This window comes from Virgibacillus necropolis (assembly GCF_044793635.1).
In the GTDB taxonomy this organism is placed as follows: Bacteria; Bacillota; Bacilli; order Bacillales; family Amphibacillaceae; genus Virgibacillus_F; species Virgibacillus_F necropolis_A.
Genome location: NZ_CP084992.1, coordinates 2,347,421 through 2,369,445 on the forward strand (window position 1 = coordinate 2,347,421; position 22,025 = coordinate 2,369,445).

The window sequence follows — 22,025 nt, forward strand, 5'->3', positions numbered from 1 at the left end:
ATAAAAATAAATTGATTCATATGACCCCTGCCATACAGACTATTTCCAAATATCTATCAATCCCTTAACCTAGAAAGTGACAAAAAATTTTGAAAGGGGTTACAAAATGAGAAGAGGTATAAATGGAAAAGTCTTTTTCTTTATTCTCATTGCGGTGCTAATGTTTGTCCCATTCAGTGGCAACACTACAAATGCGGAAACGACGGAAAACAGCATTGTTAATTTGAGACTCATGGAAACAACAGATATACATGTGAATCTTGTAAACTATAACTATTATCAGGACACGCCCACAAATCAATACGGTTTAGCTTTGACGGCAACACTTATTAAGCAAGCGCGTAGTGAATCCACAAACAGTATGTTGTTTGACAACGGCGACCTGCTCCAAGGAAATCCACTTGGGGACTATGTTGCTAGAAATGGTCTTGAAGAAGGGGAAGTTCATCCTGTATACAAAGCAATGAATTTATTGAACTATGATGCAGCAAACATCGGGAATCACGAGTTCAATTACGGGATTGATTTTTTGAAGGAAGCGATAGATGATGCTAATTTCCCGTACATCAATGCTAATGTGTATTATGATGATGGAGACAGCGATCCAACTAATGATCAGCACTTTTTTGAACCATATAAAATCATGCAAAAACAAGTGGTAGATACGAACGGTAGTACACAAACCGTAGATGTTGGGGTTATTGGTTTTGTTCCACCACAAATCATGCAATGGGATAAGGCTAACCTTGAAGGAAATGTTATTACAAAAGGTATCTATGAAACTGCTAGTAAATATGTGCCAATCATGAAGGATCAGGGCGCTGATATTATTGTAGCAATTCCTCACTCTGGTCTTGGATCAGTTGAACTCCAAGAGCGTGAAGAAAATGCAACTTACAATTTGACGGAAGTGGAAGGCATCGACGCGATTATGTTTGGACATGCCCACGAAGCTTTTCCAAGTGAAACATTTGCGGGAATCCCAGGCGTAAACTTGGAAAAGGGAACCATTAATGGAGTCCCATCTGTTGAAGCAGGTTATTGGGGAAATCACTTGGGAATTATTGATCTGAAACTTGAAAAGAACGGTGAGGATTGGGACGTCATTGATTCTAGTGCAGATGTACGAGCTATTTATGATGAAACCACCGGAGAAGCACTTGTTGAGCCAGATCAGGAAATTCTTGATGCCGTTTCAGAAGAACACCAGGCAACCCTTGAGTACATTCGTTCAGAAGTCGGTGAAACAACCGCACCGATTTACAGCTATTTTGCATTAGTAAAAGACGATCCTTCTGTACAAATCGTTTCAAATGCACAAAAGTGGTATACAAAAGAAGCGATAGAAGGAACAGAATATGAAGGGCTGCCAATTTTATCAGCTGCTGCACCATTTAAAGCTGGTGGAAGAGGAGGTCCCGGATACTATACGTATATTCCAGAAGGACCGGTTGCTATCAAAAACATTGCAGACCTTTACGTATACCCGAATACCCTGAAAGTTGTAAAACTGAATGGAGAGCAGATTCGTCAGTGGCTTGAAATGTCGGCTGGACAGTTTAACCAAATAAATCCAGAATCCTCCGAGCCACAGTCTATGGTCGACCTTGACTTTTCAACATATAATTTTGATGTAATCGATGGGGTAACATACGAAATTGATGTTACTGAACCATCCCGTTATAATAATGACGGTGAACTGATTAACCCGAACGCACAACGTATTACAAATCTGCGTTACAATGGTGAACCTGTGCAAGATGATCAAGCGTTTCTAGTTGCAACGAATAACTACCGGGCAAGCGGAGGTGGAAACTTCCCTAATTTAGACGGTAGTCAAATTGTTCTTTCTCCACAGATACAAAACAGACAAGCGGTCATTCAGTATATTCAGGAAAACGGTACGATTGATCCATCGGCAGACGGTAACTGGTCATTTGCTCAAATGGAAGGTGATCCACAGTTGACATTCCAATCATCACCTGATGCACAACCGTTCATCCAATCAGATGGAAATATCACCTATATCGGTGAAGGTACAAACGGTTTTGCGAAATATGGGATTGATTTATCAAAACCTGTGACACTTTCAACTCCTCAGGAAGATGTAGCTGATTTTGTAGAAGCGGGTAAAATTGATCATCCACTTGCTGTTCAACTTACCAATAAACTGAAACAAGCTGAGCATCAATTGGAAAAAGGTCATAAGCAGCAAGCAATGAAGAAAATGGAAGGGTTCCTGAAGCATTTAAATAACAAGGCAATGGATAAATTTATCACAGCTGATGCGAAGGAAAATTTAAATAATGCTGCCAATGAACTATTGGACAGTTGGAAATAACTAAATTCACAACTATCATTTCATTGTTAGAAAACTTGGCTTATCGCCAAGCTTTAATGGTGAAAGCCTTAGTTGCACTTATGCAGTAAGAAAGGATGTATACTTTCTTACTGCTAAAAAAATTTAATTTGGATACCTTAATTGTAAAAGAACGCAAGGAGGGTAGAACATTGACAGACTTTTGTCCAGTTTCATTAACAGAAGAATTGACCCCGTCTGACTGTACAGACTGCAAAGGAATGTGGCCTTTACGAGCATGGTTCGAGGATGGTATGGGGCGAAGGTAATCCAGATGCTCCGATTATGATTATTCTCGATAACCCGGGCGCGCGCGAAGATCGTGAAGGTAATGAATTTGTTTGTGGAACTAGGCAGACCTTGCAACAAGCTGTTCATGATGTTGGACTGAAGATGGATGACCTGTATGTGACATATATCCTAAAAAGAAGAACTGTACGAAAATACGAAAAGGAGCGGGTTCGTCAGATCTGTATGAACCATCTGTACCGACAACTTAGAGCCAAACAACCTAAATTGATTTTTTGTTTGGGAAATGTGGCAGTGCAATCTTTTTTTCAGGATCCCGATGCTGAAGTAAAGACGTTACGTGGATCAATGCATGATGTACATGGATATCAAACGACTGTAGCCTATCATCCATTAGCCGTGCGCCGTCGTCCCAATTTACGGTCAAAATTTATAGAAGACTGGACATATGTTGCGAAGTATTATTTAAATAGTATTTCAATATAATAAACACACGGCTCCGATTTCTAGTAATATTATCGGGCGTGTGTTTTTTTGTAGGTTTGGAAACACGTTAATGAATTTTTGCTCACATAATAATAGTCACTGGAACGTACCAGTGTATTATAATAAAATAAAGGCCAATAAAGAACTTAGGATGGTATGAACATGAATGAATATGAAGTAAAAGTTTATCAAGAGTTGGAAGCTTGGCAGAGAAAAATTCTAAAGGGGCCAGGTATCGTAAACCGTTTATCGAAGAAAGCACAACTGAAAGTAACGGAGATGATTCCTGAGAGGGTCCATAAAGTGTTAACCGAAAGTATTAAGAATATGGTAAAGGCAACACTGTTTGGTTCAAATATAACGACCAGGAAACTAAAAGAAACTGGAATGGATCTTGAGGAACGTGATGAACTTCTTAGAAAAAAACTAACATCTTATCGGAAGACAGCGGTTATTGAAGGAGCGGGAACGGGTGCAGGTGGTATTCTGCTTGGTATTGCTGATTTCCCATTGCTTTTATCAATTAAAATGAAGTTTTTGTATGAAGCAGCAACCGTTTATGGGTTTGATACGAAGGAATTTGAGGAGCGCTTATTTATTCTGCATGTGTTCAAGCTAGCCTTCTCGAGTGATGAAAAGCGAAAAGAAACATTTCGCATCATAGAAAATTGGGAGGAAGAAAGGAAGACACTTGTCGATATGGATTGGAGAGAATTCCAGCAGGAGTACCGGGACTATATCGATTTAGTGAAAATGCTTCAATTAGTACCTGGATTTGGAGCAATTGTCGGAGCTTATGCCAACTATAATCTTCTTGATCATCTAGGGGAAACGGCGATGAATACGTACCGATTGCGTATAATAAAAGCATCCCCGAAGGACTGGTGAATAAATGTCCCTGAGGATGCTTGATTATTTCTCTACTATGTCAATTGCTGTTCAGCAAACTCACGATATAAAGCGTGTTTTTGGATCAATTCCTTATGGGATCCACTTCCTGTTACTTGTCCATTTTCGATAAAAACGATTTTATCTGCATCAACAATTGTTGATAGCCGGTGGGCAATGACAAAAGTTGTACGTCCCTCCATTAATCGTGCTAAAGCTTGTTGAACTACGCTTTCGGATTGACTATCTAAACTTGCTGTTGCTTCATCCATCATAAGAATCTTCGGATCCCGTAAAAAGGCTCGTGCGATAGCAATACGTTGTCTTTGGCCACCGGATAGTTTTATACCACGCTCTCCAACTTCTGTGTCCAATCCATTTGGAAAGGCATGAATGAATTGATCGGCATATGCCATTTTGGCAACATCCCACAGACGTTCATCGGGTATTTGCTCCCAATTATTCAATCCGTAGCATAGATTTGCACGAATCGTTCCAGCCATCATCGCACTTTCCTGTGATACGTAGCCAATTTGACTACGCCATGATTTCATCGCTAAATCATTTATAGGGGTGCTCCCGATTCTTATTTGCCCTGTGGTTGGCTTATAAAATTGTTCTAGTAATCCAAACATAGTTGTCTTACCACCACCAGATGGACCTGCAAATGCAATCATTTCACCAGGTTGGGCGTCGAAGGACACATTTTTAAGTACAGGTTCGTCTTCGCTATAAGCAAAAGACACATCTTTAACGTGAACGGGTTCGTTAGCAATATCTATTTCTAAACCTTCCTGTCCTTCTTCAAGGGGTAATTCTAGAATTTCAATAATACGCTCTGTTGCACCTTTTGCCTTTTGTAATTGTGTGAAAAACATTGCAAATGATGTAATCGGCATAATGATTTGGAAAAGATAAAGCAAAAAAGCAACAAGTGAACCAGTTGACATGGTTCCATTGGCAACGCGCATTCCGCCGTATCCAATAATCATAACAATGACTACCATGACAACAAGATACATAATTGGTGCAATAAAAGCAAAAACACGAGCTTCCTTTAATCCGAACCCCAGTAATTTTCCAATTCCGGATAATCCTTTTGTTTCTTCATTTTTTTCTGCATTTGATGATTTCATCAAACGAATCTCACCAAGCGTTTGTTGAATGTGTCCTGTGAATACAGCAGTTTCATCTTGTAGGCCGCGAGAGATTTTTGCCATTTTACGTCCTAAAGGGATCATAATAGCCAGTGTAATAGGTACGGAAAGTAACATTAATAGCGTCATTTTCCAATCCATAATTAATAAAATTGTAACGGCACCAATTATAGAAATAATACCTGTTATGAATTGTGGGAAATGATCCGAAATTAATTCTCTTACTATACCTGTATCGTTAACAACACGACTTACTGTTTCTCCACTTGATGTTTTATCAAAATAGCCGACAGGCAAGCGGATGAGTTTTTTCCACATGCGATCACGGAGGTTGGCGACAATTTTTTGTCCCACAGCAGCAAGTAAGTATATAGAGAATCCATTTACAACTGCCTGAATAATAAATGCAACTGCGATACCTACTACTAGTGGGATGCTAATTGATGACACCGAGAAATCATCCACTAAGTTTTTGGTTAGTAAAGGTACAACAAGGCCTGCAAGCGTGGTAATTATACTTGCGATTAGCCCGATTGTTAGGGCGAGTTTTGGGACCTTGGTTGATAGTATAAGGGATAAGAAGGGTTTTAAACTAGTTGGTTGTTTTTCCATCTTTTGTGGCTCCTGTCACCTGAGATATTCTTCATTGTAGCATATGTAATTTCGGGAAAATGCTAGTGTGAGTTTTGAATTCAAAAGAAAATCCTAACTAGAAAAATCTAGGTTAGGATTTTTTGATTAAACGGAAAGAAGGTATAAAACTTTGGCGTTAATCTGTCCAGCTCCAGCGCCTAGCCCCTCGAGGTTTTAATTCAAATCTCTTTGTGATAAAAATCATCACTAAGAGATTCGTCTTAAACTTGTCGGGGCTGACCAAGGCGCTTACGCTTTTCTTAACAATTGATGCTTTGTTTGTCTTGTTATTTTTCCTCTTTCTCTGAACTGTTCTTCCCTGAAAGAAACCATCCGCCTATAGCAAGGGCTAGGAGAATGCTCCAGAAAATGATTGTCCATCCAGTGCTATGTGGGAAAGAGTGCGGTAATACATTAATGTCATCGTGTGAAAGTGTAATAACGGCAAGCTTTACACCAACCCATGCAACGATAAGGTATGCTGTTGTTTCTAAACCAGGACGTTTGTCCAGGAGTTTTACAAACCAGTTTGCTGCGAATTTAATTAAAACTAATCCGGCAACAGTACCAGCAACGATTACTGCAAATATTCCACCATCCATACCACCGAACTGAGGCAGAGGTGATGGAGGCAATGTGACGGCAAGTGCTACGGCTGCAAGGATTGAGTCAATTGCAAAAGCGATATCCGCTACACCAATCTTTGCAACTGTAGGCCAAAATTTTGCATCCTTTTCTTCTGCTTTATTTGTATCATCTTCATCTTTCGAACTGAAAAACGTATGAATAACATGTTTAACACCCAAATAAATGAGGTATGCTGCTCCGATTGCCTGAACCTGCCACACACCTGCCAAAAACGATATGAGAAAGATAGCGGCAAATCGAAAAACAAAAGCCATCAAGATACCATAGTCTATAGCGCGTTTTTTTTGTTCCTCAGGTAGGTTCTTTGCTATAACTGCCAGAACGAGTGCATTGTCAGCAGACAATATCCCCTCTAGTCCAATTAGTATTAATAATGTCCAACCATATTCTAACCAAATTGATTCCAAATGTACTTCTCCTTCCTAATTATAAAAAAATAGAGGCTTTTACCACTTAGTATGGTAAAGGCCCCCAAAAAAATGTATAGACCTTTACCACATAGGCAAAGGTCTTGCTAACAACACCGTAAAGTTGCCAGAAATGCCGAGAATGACTAATCTCACTCTGTAATGACGACATTACTGTTAAAGCTACTCCCCTTTGAAATTCTATTAATAGTTAACCATTTTCCTGATCATATGTCAATAATTTTGTCAGCAAACAAAGTAAATTCTTAAAAGCATTAAGGCAGTTCATTTCCTGCGGCTAAATAGATTTCATACCATTCTTTTCTCGTAAGTTCAATTTCGGAAGCTTTGGCAATGCCGGCTAAACGTTCAGAATTCATCGTACCAACAATTGGCTGGATTTTTGCAGGGTGACGCTGGATCCATGCCACAGCAATTGCTGAGTCGGTTACGCCATATTTATCGGCAACTTCTTGCAGTTTAGCGTTGAGCACCGGGAATTTTTCACTCCCAACAAATACACCCTCCATCATTCCATATTGAAATGGGGACCATGCTTGGATTGTCATATCGTTTAGACGGCTGTAGTCCAGAATACTACCATCCCGAACAATAGATGGATCATGGTGCATATTCACATTGAATCCAGCGTCAATCATGTTGGTATGCATGATGCTGAATTGAAGTTGGTTCACAATCAAGTTCTGATCAAGATATTTTTTCAAAAGTTCAATTTGCATTGGATTTTGATTACTCACACCGAAATGTCGAACTTTACCGCTTTCCTTTAACTTTGTGAAAGTTTCAGCCACCTCTTCTGGTTCAACTAATGTATCTGGTCGATGAAGTAGGAAGATATCGATATAATCAGTATTCAGACGCTTCAGGCTACCTTCAACTGACTCCAGAATATGCTCTTTGGAAAAGTCGAAAAATCCTTTACGAATCCCACACTTGGTTTGTAAAATCATTTTTTCGCGAATAGAAGGATTCTTGTTAAATGCTTCTGCAAAAATATCTTCAGATTTCCCGTCACCATAAATATCTGCATGATCAAAAAAGTCAATTCCGACATCCATCGCGTTTTCAATTACGTGAGCTGCTTCTTTTTTCGAGAGGTCCTTCATACGCATACAACCTAGTCCAATATCAGATACCTCTAAATCGCTTTTACCTAATTTAATTTTTTTCAAAAGAACACCTCTTTTCATTGGATAAGTCAATTTTATCGCAATTTGACGGGCAGTAAAACCCCACTGAATAAAGTTTAGCTTTAACACTAATAGTTAATGCTTATCTCTTTTCTGATTTTTTTCATATTACTCTTGCGCCTGACGTAACGTAATGATTTATAGTAGAATTACCGGTAAAAAGCTAGCGAAAAAGAAGGGATGTATATGAAACGACAGTGGAAAGTAGGAGAACTTGCAAAGTTAACAGGATTAACCGTAAGAACCTTGCGATACTATGATCAGATTGGATTATTTTCTCCTTCTGATTATTCTGAATCAGGTCATCGGCTTTATAATAAATCTGACCTCCAGGTGCTGCAACAAATCATGTCATTAAAGCAAATTGGTTTGTCATTAGAAGATGTTCAGTCAGTTTTACAGGGTGACAATAGTAAAAGTGCATCAGAATTAATTTTTGTTCAAATGGCTCGTTTGAAGGAGGATATTCAAGTACAGCAAGCCCTTTTGGATGAGTTAGAAAATGTATCCTCATTAGTCCGCAATAAACAGCCATTACAAGTTGAAGATTTAATTAAATTATTAGGAGCGATGAAAATGAGTAAAGAAAAGTATTTCACAAAAGAGCAGTTAGATCGAATGAAAGAACAATATGAAAATAGCGATTCAGATACCTTGAAAAAAGAAGGGGAAAAGTTTAATACCGTTATGGATGAAATTCGTAACCACATGAAACAAGGTAGTCCTGCAACGGACAAACGTGTTCAAAGTTTAGCTAAACAATGGCAAGAGCTTGTAGGTAAGTTTGCTCCACAAAATGACCCTGAATTTATAAAAGCTGCGGAAAAATTCCATGCGGAAAATCCAGGGAATGACCTGCAAAATGGTGTAGATGCTGAAATTTATCAGTACATTGGGAAGGCCTTGCAGGAGTAAGTAACTTAATGACAGAAAGAGGGAGAACTTTTTGAGGAACGGGTTCCGTTTCCTATCGCAAAAACCTAATTTACACCTATAAAGTAGTGGAGATGTATATCAAATAGCACCGCAAAACGCGGTGCTATTTGATATCTTAAAAAAATAGCCTAGCTTTAGTATTATTTTTATTGCTTGCTCAAAAAAACTCGTTAGCTGGAATTGGTGGACATACGGTTTGCTATTTCTATTAAAAAAGTGATTTTGAGGAAGTATGCGGACATACAATACCTTATTTAACATATATCAAAGTAAAATAGGGGTATTACTTCCAAATAGGGCACCTGTTGTCCGTTTAACACCTTAATATTGCTTGTTTTCTATAAATAAAGTACCTGATGTTCGCGAAAATAATTTAAGGTATTCCTTTATTCAAGATCTTTGTTTTATGTATCCCAATTTGCATAAGAAATTGCAGGTCTAAATATAGACTAACACTGGCTATTGTAATCTAAAAAATCGGGGTACAATTCACATTAAAACTTTAATGGATATTAAACCAAAAATGCTACTATACCAACAAAAAATGACCACCAAATTTTAGCATACAAATTTGATGATCATTTTACTTTATATTTTTAAGGTTTGCGATAGATAACGGAACCCGTCACCTGTTGGGTTTACCCTCTTTTTGCCTTATTGTACATCTGTGGTCACGGAGTTGTTTTACAATATCCTTATATTAAGCTTTTCTGATATTAATTTCCGATACCTGTCAAATTTTTGTATACCTTTAAAATTTGCAAGCATTCCTTGGATCACAAATTCTTTAGGATCCTCTTTTTTTACTTCTGAAATTAAAAAGTCAATTACACCTTGTAGCTCATTAACCATTTTATCTTCGAGTTCATAATTGTTAAGCATTTTCTGCATGTCTAACAAGTGGCCAACGACCTCTTTTTTTGCTAATTCTTCTGGTTCTCTAATATCAGAAAAAATAGGTGCCATTTTATCTTCCGTAAGTACCGGTTGTATTTCCTTTGATAGTAAGTTTACAACTATGTCATCTAAGCGTTCTACTATAAATGAAGCAAGTTCAGGAATCTGTATGTCTATGTCACCATGAATTAAAACTTGCATGTAGCGGCTTTTAATTCCTTCGAATATGTTGGACATATCCATAACATAAGGTTTTATATCTTGCCCATAAATTGAAATAAACGTTTCTTTATACCATTTGTGTGTTTCGAATTCTTTGAATCGAATAAATTCAAAAAGTTCCTTGTTTAACGTAATTGCTTGTTCTTTAAACTGTGTAAGAATGAAGCTTTTATGTCTTAGTATTTCATAAAATTGTACTTCTACCTGTTTTATAAAGTTTTCTTTTGGACTTAACTGTTCATCCGTGGCATTTTGTATGTTTTCCTGCATCAAATCATAATAGTATTTAAATATTTCAAGCAACAATTCGTCCTTAGAGTGAAAGTGTAAATAGAAGGCACCCTTTGAAACATTGCTTTTTTCGGCAATTTCCTGAATAGATGTAGAATAAAACCCTTTATCTGCAAAAAGGTCTATGGAAGTAACGATTATATTCTTTTTCTTTTCATTCATAAGTTCACGACCCTGTACATGACCAAGTGGTCATTTTTATTTTGACCAAGTTATTTACAATATATAATAGCAGATTTTACATGATTGACACAAACTTTTCAATATATTAATTTTAAGCCATTTTATGGTTGATTAATTAACAATAATCGTTTATATTAAGTAATGTTCTGACCAGTCAGTCAAATGAATAGATCGTAATGAAGGAGTGTACTACTTGAAGAAAATAACTAATTTCTCTCTTAATAATAAATTTGCTATATGGATTTTAACCATTATGGTTGTTGCTGCAGGTTTATATTCGGGTTTAAATATGAAACAAGAAACAATGCCTGATATTACCTTGCCGAACGTATCCGTAATGACTACTTATCCAGGGGCAGCACCAGATGAAGTTGCAGAGGAAGTAACGGTGCCAATTGAGCAACGGATACAAAACTTAAAAGGAGTCGAACTTGTTAGCTCTACTTCTTTAGCAAATGCTTCATCTGTACAAATACAGTTTAGCTTTGATACAGATATGGATGAGGCAACGAATGAAGTAGAAAGTGCATTATCTAATCTGGATTTGCCTGAAGGGGCGAACGATCCACAAGTTTCACGATTAAGTATGAATGCATTTCCGGTTATAGCTTTAAGCATTAGTGATGCAGATCATACTTTAGAGCAATTGACGACAACGGTAGAGAAAGATGTTGTTCCAACTCTAGAAGGTATTGAAGGCGTTTCTGATGCGCAAATTACTGGACAACAAGTGCAAAAGGTTAACATTAATTTTGATGAAGACCAACTGGCTAAATATGGTTTAAATCTAAAAACGATAAAACAATTGATTCAAGGATCAGATATATCTTTTCCATTGGGTTTAACAAATTTTGATGGGGAAGTTAAAAATCTGGTCATTGATGGAAATGTTGCGACTGTTGAGGATTTGCGGAATTTAGAAATACCTGTTACGCCAACACAAACAGGTCAACCAACCCAACAGGGAAGCACACCAACCCAAAATCCGGGACAACAAGGTCAAACCCAACAAGCACAGGGGTCAATGGAATTACCGACAGTACAATTAAACGAACTTGCTGAGATTAAAGTTGTAGGGGAAGCTGAATCTATCTCAAGAACAAATGGTGAAGATTCAATCGGTATTCAAATTGTAAAGGCAGCTGATGCAAACACAGTTGATGTTGTCAATGGAGTGAAAGATGCTCTCAGTAACTTTGAGGACGATCTTGGTCTTACAATAACAACTACTTTTGACCAAGGGGAACCAATCGAGGAAGCTGTTAGTACGATGCTGAGCAAAGCTTTGTTTGGTGCGATTTTTGCGGTTGTGATCATTCTACTCTTTTTAAGAAGTATTAAGACAACACTAATTTCAATCGTATCGATCCCATTGTCATTACTAATGGCAGTATTCTTGCTGCATCAAATGGATATAACCCTTAATATTATGACATTAGGTGCACTTACAGTTGCAATTGGACGGGTAATTGATGATTCGATTGTAGTTATCGAAAATATATATAGACGAATGGCCTTACCAGGAGAAGAACTTCGTGGAAAAGATTTAATACGCGAATCGACAAGACAGATGTTTATACCTATCTTTTCTTCGACAATAGTAACGATTGCTGTATTCTTGCCGCTAGGTTTAGTTAGTGGGCAGGTTGGTGAGATGTTCTTACCATTTGCATTAGCGGTTGTCTTTGCTCTATTAGCATCCTTGATTGTTGCAGTAACAATAGTTCCTATGCTTGCACATTCATTGTTTAAAAAAGGATCAAAAGACGGCGCGGCAAAAGAAAGTAATAAACACAACGAGAAACCTAATAAACTAGCTAATTTTTATAAAGGTATCCTTAATTGGACATTAAATCATAAAGTGATTACTTTCGGAGGAGCATCGGTAGTATTAGTTTTAAGTCTGTTCCTTGTGCCGATCATCGGAGTAAGTTTCTTACCAACGCAAGAACAAAAAATGCTGATGGTTACGTACAGTCCTGAGCCTGGGCAAACAAGAGAAGAAGCAGAAGAAATAGCACTTGATGCAGAAGAATTCTTTAGTGACCGCGAAGGCGTTACAACCTATCAATATTCATTAGGCGGTGGAAGCCCAATGGCAATGATGGGTATGGGCGGTGGAAATTCAGCATTATTCTATGTTGAGTACGCTGATGATTTTGAGAATTTTAGTAATGAGGGTACAAAAGTTACCGATTCTTTAAACAAAACCACTGATACTGGTGAATGGGGAACAATTGACTTTGCTAGTATGGGAGCAAGTGGATTACAGTTGTTCGTCTATGGAGAAAATATAGAAGAGATACAAAGCGCTGTTGGTCAAATTCTACCTATTATGAAAGAAAACAACGATTTGGAAAAAGTTGAATCAAGTATATCGGAAGCATATGATCAATATACCTTGGTAGCTAATCAAGAAAAGTTAAGTCAATATGGACTGACAGCAGCACAAGTTGGAATGAATCTAAGTAGTGCCGGCGAAGCACCAATTCTCACAACGGTAAAACATGATGGAGAAGATGTGAATGTTTATATCGAAGTGGAAGAAGAAAAGTATAACAGTATTGAAGATCTAACAAATTCAGAAATACAAACTCCACTCGGCACCACTGTAAAAGTGAAAGACGTGATGGATGTTGAAGAAGGAAAGTCTCCAGACACTATTGATCGCAGAGAAGGCAAAATGTATGCATCAGTTAGTGCGGACGTGAAGACTAATGATGTAGCAGCCGTTTCAGCTGATGTTGAAAATGAAATAAGTGAGCAAGACTTGCCAGGCGGAGTGAATGTTGAGTTTGGCGGTGTAACAGAACAAATAAATGAGTCGTTCATGCAGTTAGGGTTGGCAATGCTAGCAGCAATAGCCATTGTTTACTTTGTCCTTGTAGTAACATTTGGTGGGGCACTCGCACCACTAGCGATTCTATTCTCATTACCATTTACCATCATCGGTGGTTTAGTAGCACTTTGGATTGCAAATGAACCATTAAGTGTATCAGCTATGATTGGTGCATTGATGCTAATTGGTATTGTAGTAACAAATGCGATTGTATTAATTGATCGTGTTATTCACAAAGAAAAAGAAGGACTTTCTACAAGAGAGGCTCTTCTAGAAGCTGGTGCTACTCGTCTACGTCCTATTTTAATGACTGCTCTTGCTACGATTGGTGCGCTTATCCCGCTAGCAATCGGAATGGAAGGCGGAGGTCTAATTTCAAAAGGACTAGGATTGACAGTAATTGGTGGGTTAACAAGTTCAACGTTATTAACACTTGTTATTGTACCGATTGTATATGAAGCATTCGCTAAATTTAGGAAAAAAGATATAAAAGAATAATGATTTTCAATAAAGCCTTGCTTATCCTTCCTTTTGGAATGATTAGCAAGGCTTTTTAACGTGTAAGGAAAGTATAAAATGTGACATTGAATATTTTGGTAACTATGCAGGGCCACGTCCAGCTCCAGCGCCTAGCCCGCCTGAGGTTTTAAGTCAAATCTCTTTGTGAAAAATATCATCACTAAGAGATTCGTCTTAAACTTGTCGCGGCTGACCAAGGCGCTTGCGCTTTTCTTACTACTTACCTATAAGAATCGCAACAAGAGAAAGGAAGACTATACAGCTGAAAAATCGTTATTCATCCGAGAGATGGGGGATGTTTTCCATAACCGCAGCCATTGTGAAAGAAATACATGGGATATTTGGGGAGTTGACAGGGTCGTCTTTTTGAAAAATATCAACAAGATTGTACTGATCATCGTGAAGGATATGCTTTTCCAAAATGCCAGTATTGGGTTCCACAATCCAGTATTCAGGAATGCGGAATTTAGCATACGTTTTTAATTTATCAATTTTATCTCTTTTTAACGTTGAAGGAGAAAGAATTTCCACAACAAGATCTGGCGCCCCCTCTATTCCTCGGTTACTTATTATATCGATACGTTTTCGACTAATAACTACAAGATCCGGTTGCCGTACTTCAGTAGATGACAAAATCATGTCAACAGGTGCATATAATATAATGTAATCTGATTCGCAGCTTTGTGTAATGTTCTTTTGAATCTCAAAACTAATTAATTGGTGTATAACTGATGGCGCAGGGCTCATTAGCTCAAGTTGTCCCCCTGATAATTCATAATAATTGCCATCATCAATTGATGCGTAGTCATTATACGTGAGGTTATTTTCTCTCAAAATATTGTGGTTTAATTTGTCATTTTTACTTTTATCACCCATCTATAGTCCTCCTTAGAGCGTTTATAATTAGTATAATATATCTGCAGGAAAATTCCAGTTTAAAATAGTGACTAGTCAGAATATATGGCCGTGATAAATAATTGACTTTAAAAATCAAATATTCCACTCGCTAATATAGCTAAAGTTTTTTCACAGGCCCTTTTCGGATGCATTGTTGCTTTTCAACTTCATAGTTGATATAAACTGCCATGAAAATTAACTTCTCTGTGGTGTAGCGCTGGTATTGCGCTACATGAATGACTGCGAAGTAACCAAAAATCATGTTCAGTTGCCCTGCGACCGCTACGGAAAAATCACTACGCTTTCCGCGGGCTTGCGCTGAGCCTCCTCGATCGCAAAGAACGCTCACTGCGGGGTCTCATCACTTCGCTTTCCCGCAGGAGTCTCCGTGTTTTTCCTTCGCTGGGGGTTGTGTCCAATAATGGAATGATAGTAATCACTTTATTGATTAGAGCATGAATTCCCACTATTATGGCAGTTGATTTTCGCTGCGGACAGTTGACTCCTGCGGGAACAGCACGAGTCTGAAGACCCCGCAGCGGTGGTCTTCCGCGAGGAGGCTGAAGCCGTGCCCGCGGAAAGCAACCAGCAGTTACGCCGCAATATATATCTATTCTCTTATAAAGCAACAATCTTTAGGAATACAGCCTTTCACAAAAAAGACGTATAGGCATATGATGTGTAATCACATGAAAAAATGTAGGAGGATTACACAAAGATGTATTCATATAACTATGGGCAATATGGCCAAGACTATCAAATGTATTATCCTGTAAGGGTAGCAAGGGCATATGCTGAAATAAGTGGTAGTGAGCTTGCTCCTGATCTGCACGGATATGTTGTGTTCACTGATGTTCCTTATGGGACAGATGTAACGGTGGAAGTAACAGGATTGCCACCTTATAAGCCTGCTCAAGGAGATCAGGCACCGATAGGACCATTTGGATTCCATATACATCAACATGCTAATTGTGGAATGGGTGATAAGCCAGATCCTTTCCAAGAGGCAGGGGGGCATTGGAATCCAACAGATCAACCACATGGGAATCATGCTGGTGATTTTCCGGTGCTTTTTTCGAATAATGGCTACGCTAGAATGTCATTTTTTACAAACGCATTTAATGTAGAAGATGTAATTGGCAAGACAATCATGATCCATCAAAATCCTGACGATTACCGTTCACAGCCATCAGGAGACTCTGGAAAAAGGATAGGTTGCGGACCAATACAGGCTCTATAAATACATGGTATGAGGATGATCCTTCAAGGGTCATCCTCTTTTAGTTAGATTAGCTTATTTAATTATTCTATTGCATAATTAAGGAAACAAAAATAATACTCTGTACCAAGAGGTGATCTTTTGATTATATGGATTAATGGAACATTTGGATCAGGTAAAACTACAGCTGCTTATGAACTACAAAGAAGATTACCGCAAGCGATTGTTTACGATCCGGAAAGGTTTGGATATGTATTAATGGCTAACGTTCCAAAGGATATTCAAAAAGATGATTTTCAGGATTACCCTTTGTGGCGAGAAGCAAACTTTTCTCTATTAAAGCAAATAAATGAAGAATATAAAGGAATCATAATTGTTCCTATGACACTTACCAATCAATTGTATCATGGAGAAATTGTTGGTAAATTGAAAGAACACGGTGTCGAAGTAAAGCACTTTACTTTATCAGCCTCAAAACTAACGATTCAAAAACGGTTAAGAAAAAGACTGGAAGGTAAAAACTCCTGGGCATATCAACAGATTGAAGAACGTCTTAATCATTTATCGAAGGATACTTTTAAAGAACACATACATACAGATACTATGTCTATTAATAAAGTTGTAGAAACCATAGCTGAATTAGCCAACATCCCACTGTTACCGGATCATCGGACAAGGTTTACAAAATTCATGGACAGGTTAAAAGTTAAGTTGAAGGAAATTAGTTTATTCAAATAGTGTGAAGGGGTGGTTATATGATTATACGTGAAAGACCAGACGATATAGTTATGATCACGCAGGATGATCATGCGCGGATCTCAGGCATCTTTTCATCTTACTGGAAAAAAGCCTTTTTCAATGATGATAATAAAAGAAGGTCTGTGGAGTTAGCTATTTATGAACACGATAGAGGATGGATTCCGGTAGATTCGAAACCGCTTTGGAATGACAAAACCAATTTACCTTATTCCTTTATGGACTTACCAACTGAACCTAAACTTGTTTTCTATAAGAACGGGATTGATGAAGTAGAAGGGATGGATTTTTACGCTAGCCTATTGTGTAGTCATCATTATTCTCGTTTTACTAAAAATGACACTGACGAGGAGTCGCTAAAGTTTTTAAAAAATGAACAGGAACGTCAGAGTCGAATAAAAAAGCTAATGATAGATTTTGATAAGGAAGCTTATCAGTTTCATTATGATCTATTGAATTTTTGTGATAACTTATCGTTATTTGTATGTTTAAATGAACCAGGTGCCACAAAGAAAGAAGAACACTCCTTTTATAAAAATGGGTTGCCTATTCCTTCCACATTTTCATTTTTTGAAGGCAACCAATTAGATATTTGTTGGAGGGACGGGCAAACTATTTTATTATCCCAATTGCCTTTTGATGCCCCTGTTGAAATTGAAATAAAACAGAAGGTAGTGTCGAGAAAGCGAATAACCGAAGAAGGTATTTTGTCAGCATATGAAAATACACCTGAAGAAAGCATTCAAGTTAGAGTTACTGGCTAATATAGACGTTCGAATGACGATTAACAAGTATTGGCGAAAAGCATGTTTTAATGGTATACTTAATTCTTGCGATGAGCTGATTTGCATAAGACGAAAAATAAAGCTATACATGTGAATGTGAACACATGGTTTTTCGCCGCAAATACAGAAAAGACGTCTATACATTTGTATAGGCGTCTTTTCTACTATCTAGGATTCGTTATTTCTGTTTGGTTGCTTCTGTCATCTGATGCCAGATAGATCCCTTGGCCTTCTCGCCGCCTTCAATTCGAGCTAGTGCCATTTTTACCTGCATGCGAACCTCGAACTCTGGATCATCGCTTGCTTGTTGTAAGGCAGGAATAGCAGATTCGTCACCGATTTCGTATAGAAACATAGCCCCACGCCAGCGAACAATACGGCTCTTATCAGACAATGTAGCTATCATTTCAGGAATAGCATCCGTAAAGCCAAGGTCTGACAGGCAATCGCCAGCAGTACGTCGAACATTTACTGCTTTATCTTTTAGAGCTTTATATAAATACGGGAGTACTTCTTGTTCTTCGATCATTCCAAGATATGCGGTAGCAAGTCTCCTAATCGATCCTTTTTCATCACTTAACGCTTTGTCCAAGACCGGTAAATCCTCCACTGTTGGAACCATTCGGTCAAGTGCAGCATAACGTTCTTTCCAACTTGGGTTGTCCAGCATATCAAGTGTAACTTTTTTCTTTTGGACCTTTGGTATCTGTTCATTAGAATTTTCGTTTAGCGCGTTAGTTACCAATTCTTCTAACCTTTCTGAGTCGTAGCTCGCAGACAACTCTTCAACGACCTCTTGTCCAATTTCATTTACATCACCATAGCGCGGACTTTGTTCCACCCATTTTCTCTCCATCAACATATTAGTGGATGCTTCTGAGGCTTTCATAGTTGCATTCATAAACCTTTCGGGAATTCCGAAGCGTTGTTCATCTTCCCCGTCTTCAAGTTTTACTTGAACCGGAATTCCGCGAAACATTTGAATGAAGACTTTGATTTCACCAAAAGAATCATCTGGTGTGGTTTGTTCCATAGTTGCTGATTCTGCATTCTCTTCTGCAGAACCTAAGACATCTCGTACTTCTGGGAGAATATCTTCCCAGGCTGTTCTCGCATTACGCTCAAGTGCAATAAAATCAATGACATGATAGAGACCTTTTACGCCCTTTATCGCAAATAACTCTTTGATATAATCGGGAGCACTACTTAAATCATCATCAAGTTTATAGTTTCGTGTCTGTCCATCTGGTAAATGTTCATCCACGTTTATTTTCATGGAATGTGGACTTGGTGTAGGTTCAATCGAAACAATTTTCATATCACATTCTCCTCAACTACATGTTATGACTGATTTTAACAAAGTCAAGTCAGTTTATCCATTTTTCGAATTTGCGAAAATTATTTCCCGCTTTTTGAAGGAAAATGAAGGAGTCACATAGAAGTTAGTATAGTTAGAAAAAGCGTATAATTAAGGAGCACTAACATGTTAAATGAACAAAAATTAGAAGATATCAAAACACTGCAAGATAGAAGTGAAAAAGAGGAAAACATCCAACTCAAGCTAAATTGGGAGATGTTAAAGACAAGAAAAGAAAACGAGAAGATGGACTTCTTTCATTATGAAAATGATGTATTAATCGGATTTCTGGCCGTATACAGATTTGGAAATGAATACGAAATTTGTGGGATGGTTCATCCGGATTTTCGTCGACGTGGAATTTTCACTGGGTTATTTACCGATGCGTCCGCAGCCATTCCCGACGATGCAAAAAGAATTTTATTAAATACACCAGCAAAATCCCAATCCGCGAAGTACTGGTTGCAAACAATAGCATGTGAATATTCATTCTCGGAATTTCAAATGAAATGGGAATCCACAAACCTAGAATCAAACGGCAGTTTTGTCCAATTAAGAAGAGCGACTGCTGAGGATTTTGAAACTAAGGTTCAATTAGATGTAGCATGCTTTGGAATTGATGAAGCAGGAGCGCGGGAATTCAATGAAGATAATGGTGAAAATGATAAGAAAGTTTCTTATATAATCGAAGCCAGCCATGTGCCTGTTGGTAAAGTAGGCATTTTACAAGATGAAAAAGAAAGCTACATTTATGGGTTAGCTGTGTTTCCAAAATATCAAGGGCAAGGATACGGTCGGGATGCACTCACACAAGTGGTGCTAGATGAGCAAAAAACAGGGAATGACATTCTATTAGAAGTTGCTGCGGAAAATAAACATGCATTAAAGTTGTATGAGGACTGTGGATTCGTTTCTTATGAAGTACAGGATTATTATCAGTTTAATAAGGTTAAGTAGTAAAAATAAAATTTTATGAACAAAGTACCTAAATAAAATCTAAGGAGACAATTATGACCAAAAATGAAAAACAAAAAATGCTAAACGGTGAGTTATACAATCCGTTTAGTCCCGAATTAATAGAAGAGCGTACTAATGCAAGAAGGTTAACCCGATTGTATAATCAATCGCTAGAAACAGAGGATTTAAAACGGACTGAACTTTTAAAAGAACTTTTAGGGTCAACGGGTGAGAATTTATACATTGAACCCAGCTTCAAATGTGATTATGGTTACAACATTCATGTTGGTGAAAACTTTTACGCTAATTTTGATTGTGTCATTCTAGATGTTTGTGAAGTGCGGATAGGAAAGAATTGTATGATTGCACCTGGTGTCCACATCTATACAGCCACACACCCGATAGACGCTGAGGAAAGAGTGAGTGGTGCTGAATATGGGCAGCACGTTACGATTGGAGACAATGTTTGGATTGGTGGCAGAGCCGTAATTAATCCAGGTATTACGATAGCGGATAATGTTGTTGTAGCGGCTGGGTCTATTGTAACGAAAGACGTCCCAGAAAATGTTGTAGTTGGTGGGAATCCTGCAAAAATAATTAAACATATTTAAAGTGGGTGGAGATAGTGAAGCGATTAGTACGACCATCAATGGAGTGGAAAAAGGAACATCAAGACTATGTAGCAGAATGGGGATCTTCCAGAATGGTGCCGAGCAGCTACAATTTGGACGGACATGCTAGTTATCAAGATTATTTAAAAGCATTGGCGATCCGGGAAGAAGGTAACAATCCATGGCTGCCAAGTTCTAATTATTTTCTAGTTAATGAGGAGAACCGCATTTTGGCAATGGTCGATATACGTCATGAGTTAAATGAATTTTTGCTGAATGTTGGTGGGCATATTGGGTACAGTGTACGGCCGTCTGAACGGAGAAAAGGTTATGCATCTCTCATTTTGGCAGAAGCATTGAAAAAATGTGGAGAGTTAAACATAGAACGTGTGTTGGCAACATGTGATGAAGACAATATTGGTTCAGCTAAAACCATTTTGAATAATGGTGGCGTAGAGGATAAAAGTTTCACAGAAGAAGACGGAAATGTGAAGCGAAGATTTTGGATAGAAAATAAATAAAGGAGCGAATAAAGTTGAAACGAGTAGATGTTGCCTATTCACTTATTTTTGATGAAGTGGAAAGTAAAATATTAATGGTCAAGAACAACAAATATAACAACTGGACATTGCCTGGCGGTGCTGTCGAGGTAGGGGAAACATTAGAAATGGCTGCCGTACGTGAGGCTAAAGAGGAAACTGGATTCACTGTTGAGGTAGGCGATATTGTTTCCGTGAATGAAGCTTTTATGGAAGCAGACGGCCACCATGCCTTGTTTGTTACTTTCCGAGCCAAAGCTGTTGGAGGGGAGCTGGCAATTCAGGACACCGATGCAAGTGTTGGTATTTCAGAAGTGAAGTGGATTGACTTGGATGCTGCCGCTGAATTGATGCCGTATCATAAAAATGGCTTGAAGGTCATGCTGGAATCGTCCATTCCTTATACATTTCAAGGTGTGAAAAAATAACATGGCATACAAATTTGCAAAAATGAATCAACAAGAGGCAGAAAATATTGCGTATAACTGGCATTATGCCGGTGAATATGCTTTTTATGATATTCAGGCTGATGAGGAAGATTTTAATGAATTCATCGATCCGGAGCAACGTGGTGATAAAATTTTCGTAGTAATGGAAGAGGATGAAATCGTAGGATTTTTTAGCTTTAATCAAACTTCTCCGACTACAATCGATATTGGGCTTGGCATGAGACCAAACCTAACTGGGAATGGAAATGGTCTAGCGTTTCTTGAAGCGGGATTAGCATTTGCTAGGTCGGAATTCAATCCTGAAATATTTACGTTATCTGTGGCTACCTTTAACCAAAGGGCGATTAATGTATATAAAAATGCAGGATTTGTTGAAATAGAAATATTTATGCAGAAAACAAATGGTGGTAACTATGAATTTGTGAAAATGAAGAAGAAGGTGAGTCCTTATGATCGATAAATTTAGCGTAAAAACACCTTTTCATGATGAACGAATGATCTAGTTGCACATGTAGGTAAGGGTGAAAATT

19 protein-coding genes are annotated in these 22,025 nt (G+C 38.0%); 13 read left to right on the plus strand and 6 right to left on the minus strand.

Annotation, left to right across the window (positions count from 1 at the left end):
- Positions 1-106: 106 nt before the first annotated feature.
- From LG329_RS11385 to LG329_RS11395, 3 genes are all read left to right on the plus strand, one after another.
- The gene (locus LG329_RS11385) at positions 107-2,341 is read left to right on the plus strand and encodes a bifunctional 2',3'-cyclic-nucleotide 2'-phosphodiesterase/3'-nucleotidase (protein WP_404450933.1); all 2,235 of its coding nucleotides are present in this window, start codon (positions 107-109) and stop codon (positions 2,339-2,341) included.
- A 267-nt stretch (positions 2,342-2,608) separates the two neighbouring features.
- Complete coding sequence (locus LG329_RS11390) at positions 2,609-3,094, plus strand: uracil-DNA glycosylase (RefSeq protein ID WP_404450935.1); 486 nt, start codon at positions 2,609-2,611, stop codon at positions 3,092-3,094.
- Positions 3,095-3,256: 162 nt separating this feature from the next.
- Positions 3,257-3,982, plus strand: a complete 726-nt coding sequence (locus tag LG329_RS11395) for an EcsC family protein (RefSeq protein ID WP_404450936.1) — start codon at positions 3,257-3,259, stop codon at positions 3,980-3,982.
- Between the two features lie 35 nt (positions 3,983-4,017).
- Here the strand turns inward: LG329_RS11395 and LG329_RS11400 are convergent, their stop codons facing one another.
- The 3 genes from LG329_RS11400 to LG329_RS11410 all read right to left on the minus strand — a co-directional run bounded on the left by LG329_RS11400 (position 4,018) and on the right by LG329_RS11410 (position 8,020).
- A complete protein-coding gene (locus LG329_RS11400; RefSeq protein WP_404450937.1) occupies positions 4,018-5,751 on the minus strand; it encodes an ABC transporter ATP-binding protein in 1,734 nt (577 codons plus the stop codon).
- 308 nt (positions 5,752-6,059) lie between these two features.
- Positions 6,060-6,827 carry a TerC family protein gene (locus LG329_RS11405; RefSeq protein ID WP_404450938.1) on the minus strand — a complete coding sequence of 256 codons (768 nt, stop codon included), beginning with the start codon at positions 6,825-6,827 and terminating at the stop codon, positions 6,060-6,062.
- Between the two features lie 275 nt (positions 6,828-7,102).
- A complete protein-coding gene (locus LG329_RS11410; RefSeq protein WP_404450939.1) occupies positions 7,103-8,020 on the minus strand; it encodes an aldo/keto reductase family oxidoreductase in 918 nt (305 codons plus the stop codon).
- A gap of 204 nt (positions 8,021-8,224) precedes the next feature.
- On the opposite strand from LG329_RS11410, the gene LG329_RS11415 reads away from it, so the two are divergent.
- Entirely contained in the window at positions 8,225-8,953 is a 729-nt protein-coding gene (locus tag LG329_RS11415; RefSeq protein ID WP_404450940.1) for a MerR family transcriptional regulator, read from the plus strand.
- Positions 8,954-9,658: 705 nt separating this feature from the next.
- Here the strand turns inward: LG329_RS11415 and LG329_RS11420 are convergent.
- On the minus strand, positions 9,659-10,546 hold the full coding sequence (locus tag LG329_RS11420) for a TetR/AcrR family transcriptional regulator (protein WP_404450941.1): 888 nt from the start codon (positions 10,544-10,546) through the stop codon (positions 9,659-9,661).
- Positions 10,547-10,760: 214 nt separating this feature from the next.
- Here LG329_RS11420 and LG329_RS11425 point away from each other — a divergent pair, with 214 nt between their 5' ends.
- A complete protein-coding gene (locus LG329_RS11425; RefSeq protein ID WP_404450942.1) occupies positions 10,761-13,904 on the plus strand; it encodes an efflux RND transporter permease subunit in 3,144 nt (1,047 codons plus the stop codon).
- A gap of 294 nt (positions 13,905-14,198) precedes the next feature.
- Here the strand turns inward: LG329_RS11425 and LG329_RS11430 are convergent, their stop codons facing one another.
- On the minus strand, positions 14,199-14,801 hold the full coding sequence (locus tag LG329_RS11430) for a Uma2 family endonuclease (protein ID WP_404450944.1): 603 nt from the start codon (positions 14,799-14,801) through the stop codon (positions 14,199-14,201).
- A gap of 739 nt (positions 14,802-15,540) precedes the next feature.
- On the opposite strand from LG329_RS11430, the gene LG329_RS11435 reads away from it, so the two are divergent.
- The 3 genes from LG329_RS11435 (at position 15,541) to LG329_RS11445 (ending at position 17,561) form a co-directional block, all read left to right on the plus strand.
- The gene (locus LG329_RS11435; RefSeq protein WP_404450945.1) at positions 15,541-16,062 is read left to right on the plus strand and encodes a superoxide dismutase family protein; all 522 of its coding nucleotides are present in this window, start codon (positions 15,541-15,543) and stop codon (positions 16,060-16,062) included.
- 120 nt (positions 16,063-16,182) lie between these two features.
- On the plus strand, positions 16,183-16,779 hold the full coding sequence (locus tag LG329_RS11440) for an AAA family ATPase (RefSeq protein WP_404450946.1): 597 nt from the start codon (positions 16,183-16,185) through the stop codon (positions 16,777-16,779).
- Positions 16,780-16,796: 17 nt separating this feature from the next.
- Positions 16,797-17,561 (plus strand): DUF3891 family protein, encoded by a 765-nt coding sequence (locus LG329_RS11445; protein WP_404450947.1) that lies wholly within the window; start codon positions 16,797-16,799, stop codon positions 17,559-17,561.
- A gap of 199 nt (positions 17,562-17,760) precedes the next feature.
- On the opposite strand, the gene LG329_RS11450 is transcribed toward LG329_RS11445, so the two are convergent.
- Positions 17,761-18,900 carry a conserved virulence factor C family protein gene (locus LG329_RS11450; RefSeq protein WP_404450948.1) on the minus strand — a complete coding sequence of 380 codons (1,140 nt, stop codon included), beginning with the start codon at positions 18,898-18,900 and terminating at the stop codon, positions 17,761-17,763.
- Between the two features lie 165 nt (positions 18,901-19,065).
- Between LG329_RS11450 and LG329_RS11455 the strand changes: the two genes are divergently transcribed.
- From LG329_RS11455 to LG329_RS11475, 5 genes are read left to right on the plus strand one after another with little or no spacing between them, the layout of a single operon-like run.
- A complete protein-coding gene (locus tag LG329_RS11455) occupies positions 19,066-19,896 on the plus strand; it encodes a GNAT family N-acetyltransferase (protein ID WP_404450949.1) in 831 nt (276 codons plus the stop codon).
- 53 nt (positions 19,897-19,949) lie between these two features.
- The gene (locus tag LG329_RS11460; RefSeq protein WP_404450950.1) at positions 19,950-20,507 is read left to right on the plus strand and encodes a sugar O-acetyltransferase; all 558 of its coding nucleotides are present in this window, start codon (positions 19,950-19,952) and stop codon (positions 20,505-20,507) included.
- 14 nt (positions 20,508-20,521) lie between these two features.
- On the plus strand, positions 20,522-21,028 hold the full coding sequence (locus LG329_RS11465) for a GNAT family N-acetyltransferase (RefSeq protein ID WP_404450951.1): 507 nt from the start codon (positions 20,522-20,524) through the stop codon (positions 21,026-21,028).
- Between the two features lie 14 nt (positions 21,029-21,042).
- The gene (locus LG329_RS11470) at positions 21,043-21,474 is read left to right on the plus strand and encodes an NUDIX hydrolase (protein WP_404450952.1); all 432 of its coding nucleotides are present in this window, start codon (positions 21,043-21,045) and stop codon (positions 21,472-21,474) included.
- A gap of 1 nt (position 21,475) precedes the next feature.
- Positions 21,476-21,955 (plus strand): GNAT family N-acetyltransferase, encoded by a 480-nt coding sequence (locus LG329_RS11475; protein ID WP_404450953.1) that lies wholly within the window; start codon positions 21,476-21,478, stop codon positions 21,953-21,955.
- Positions 21,956-22,025 lie beyond the last annotated feature (70 nt).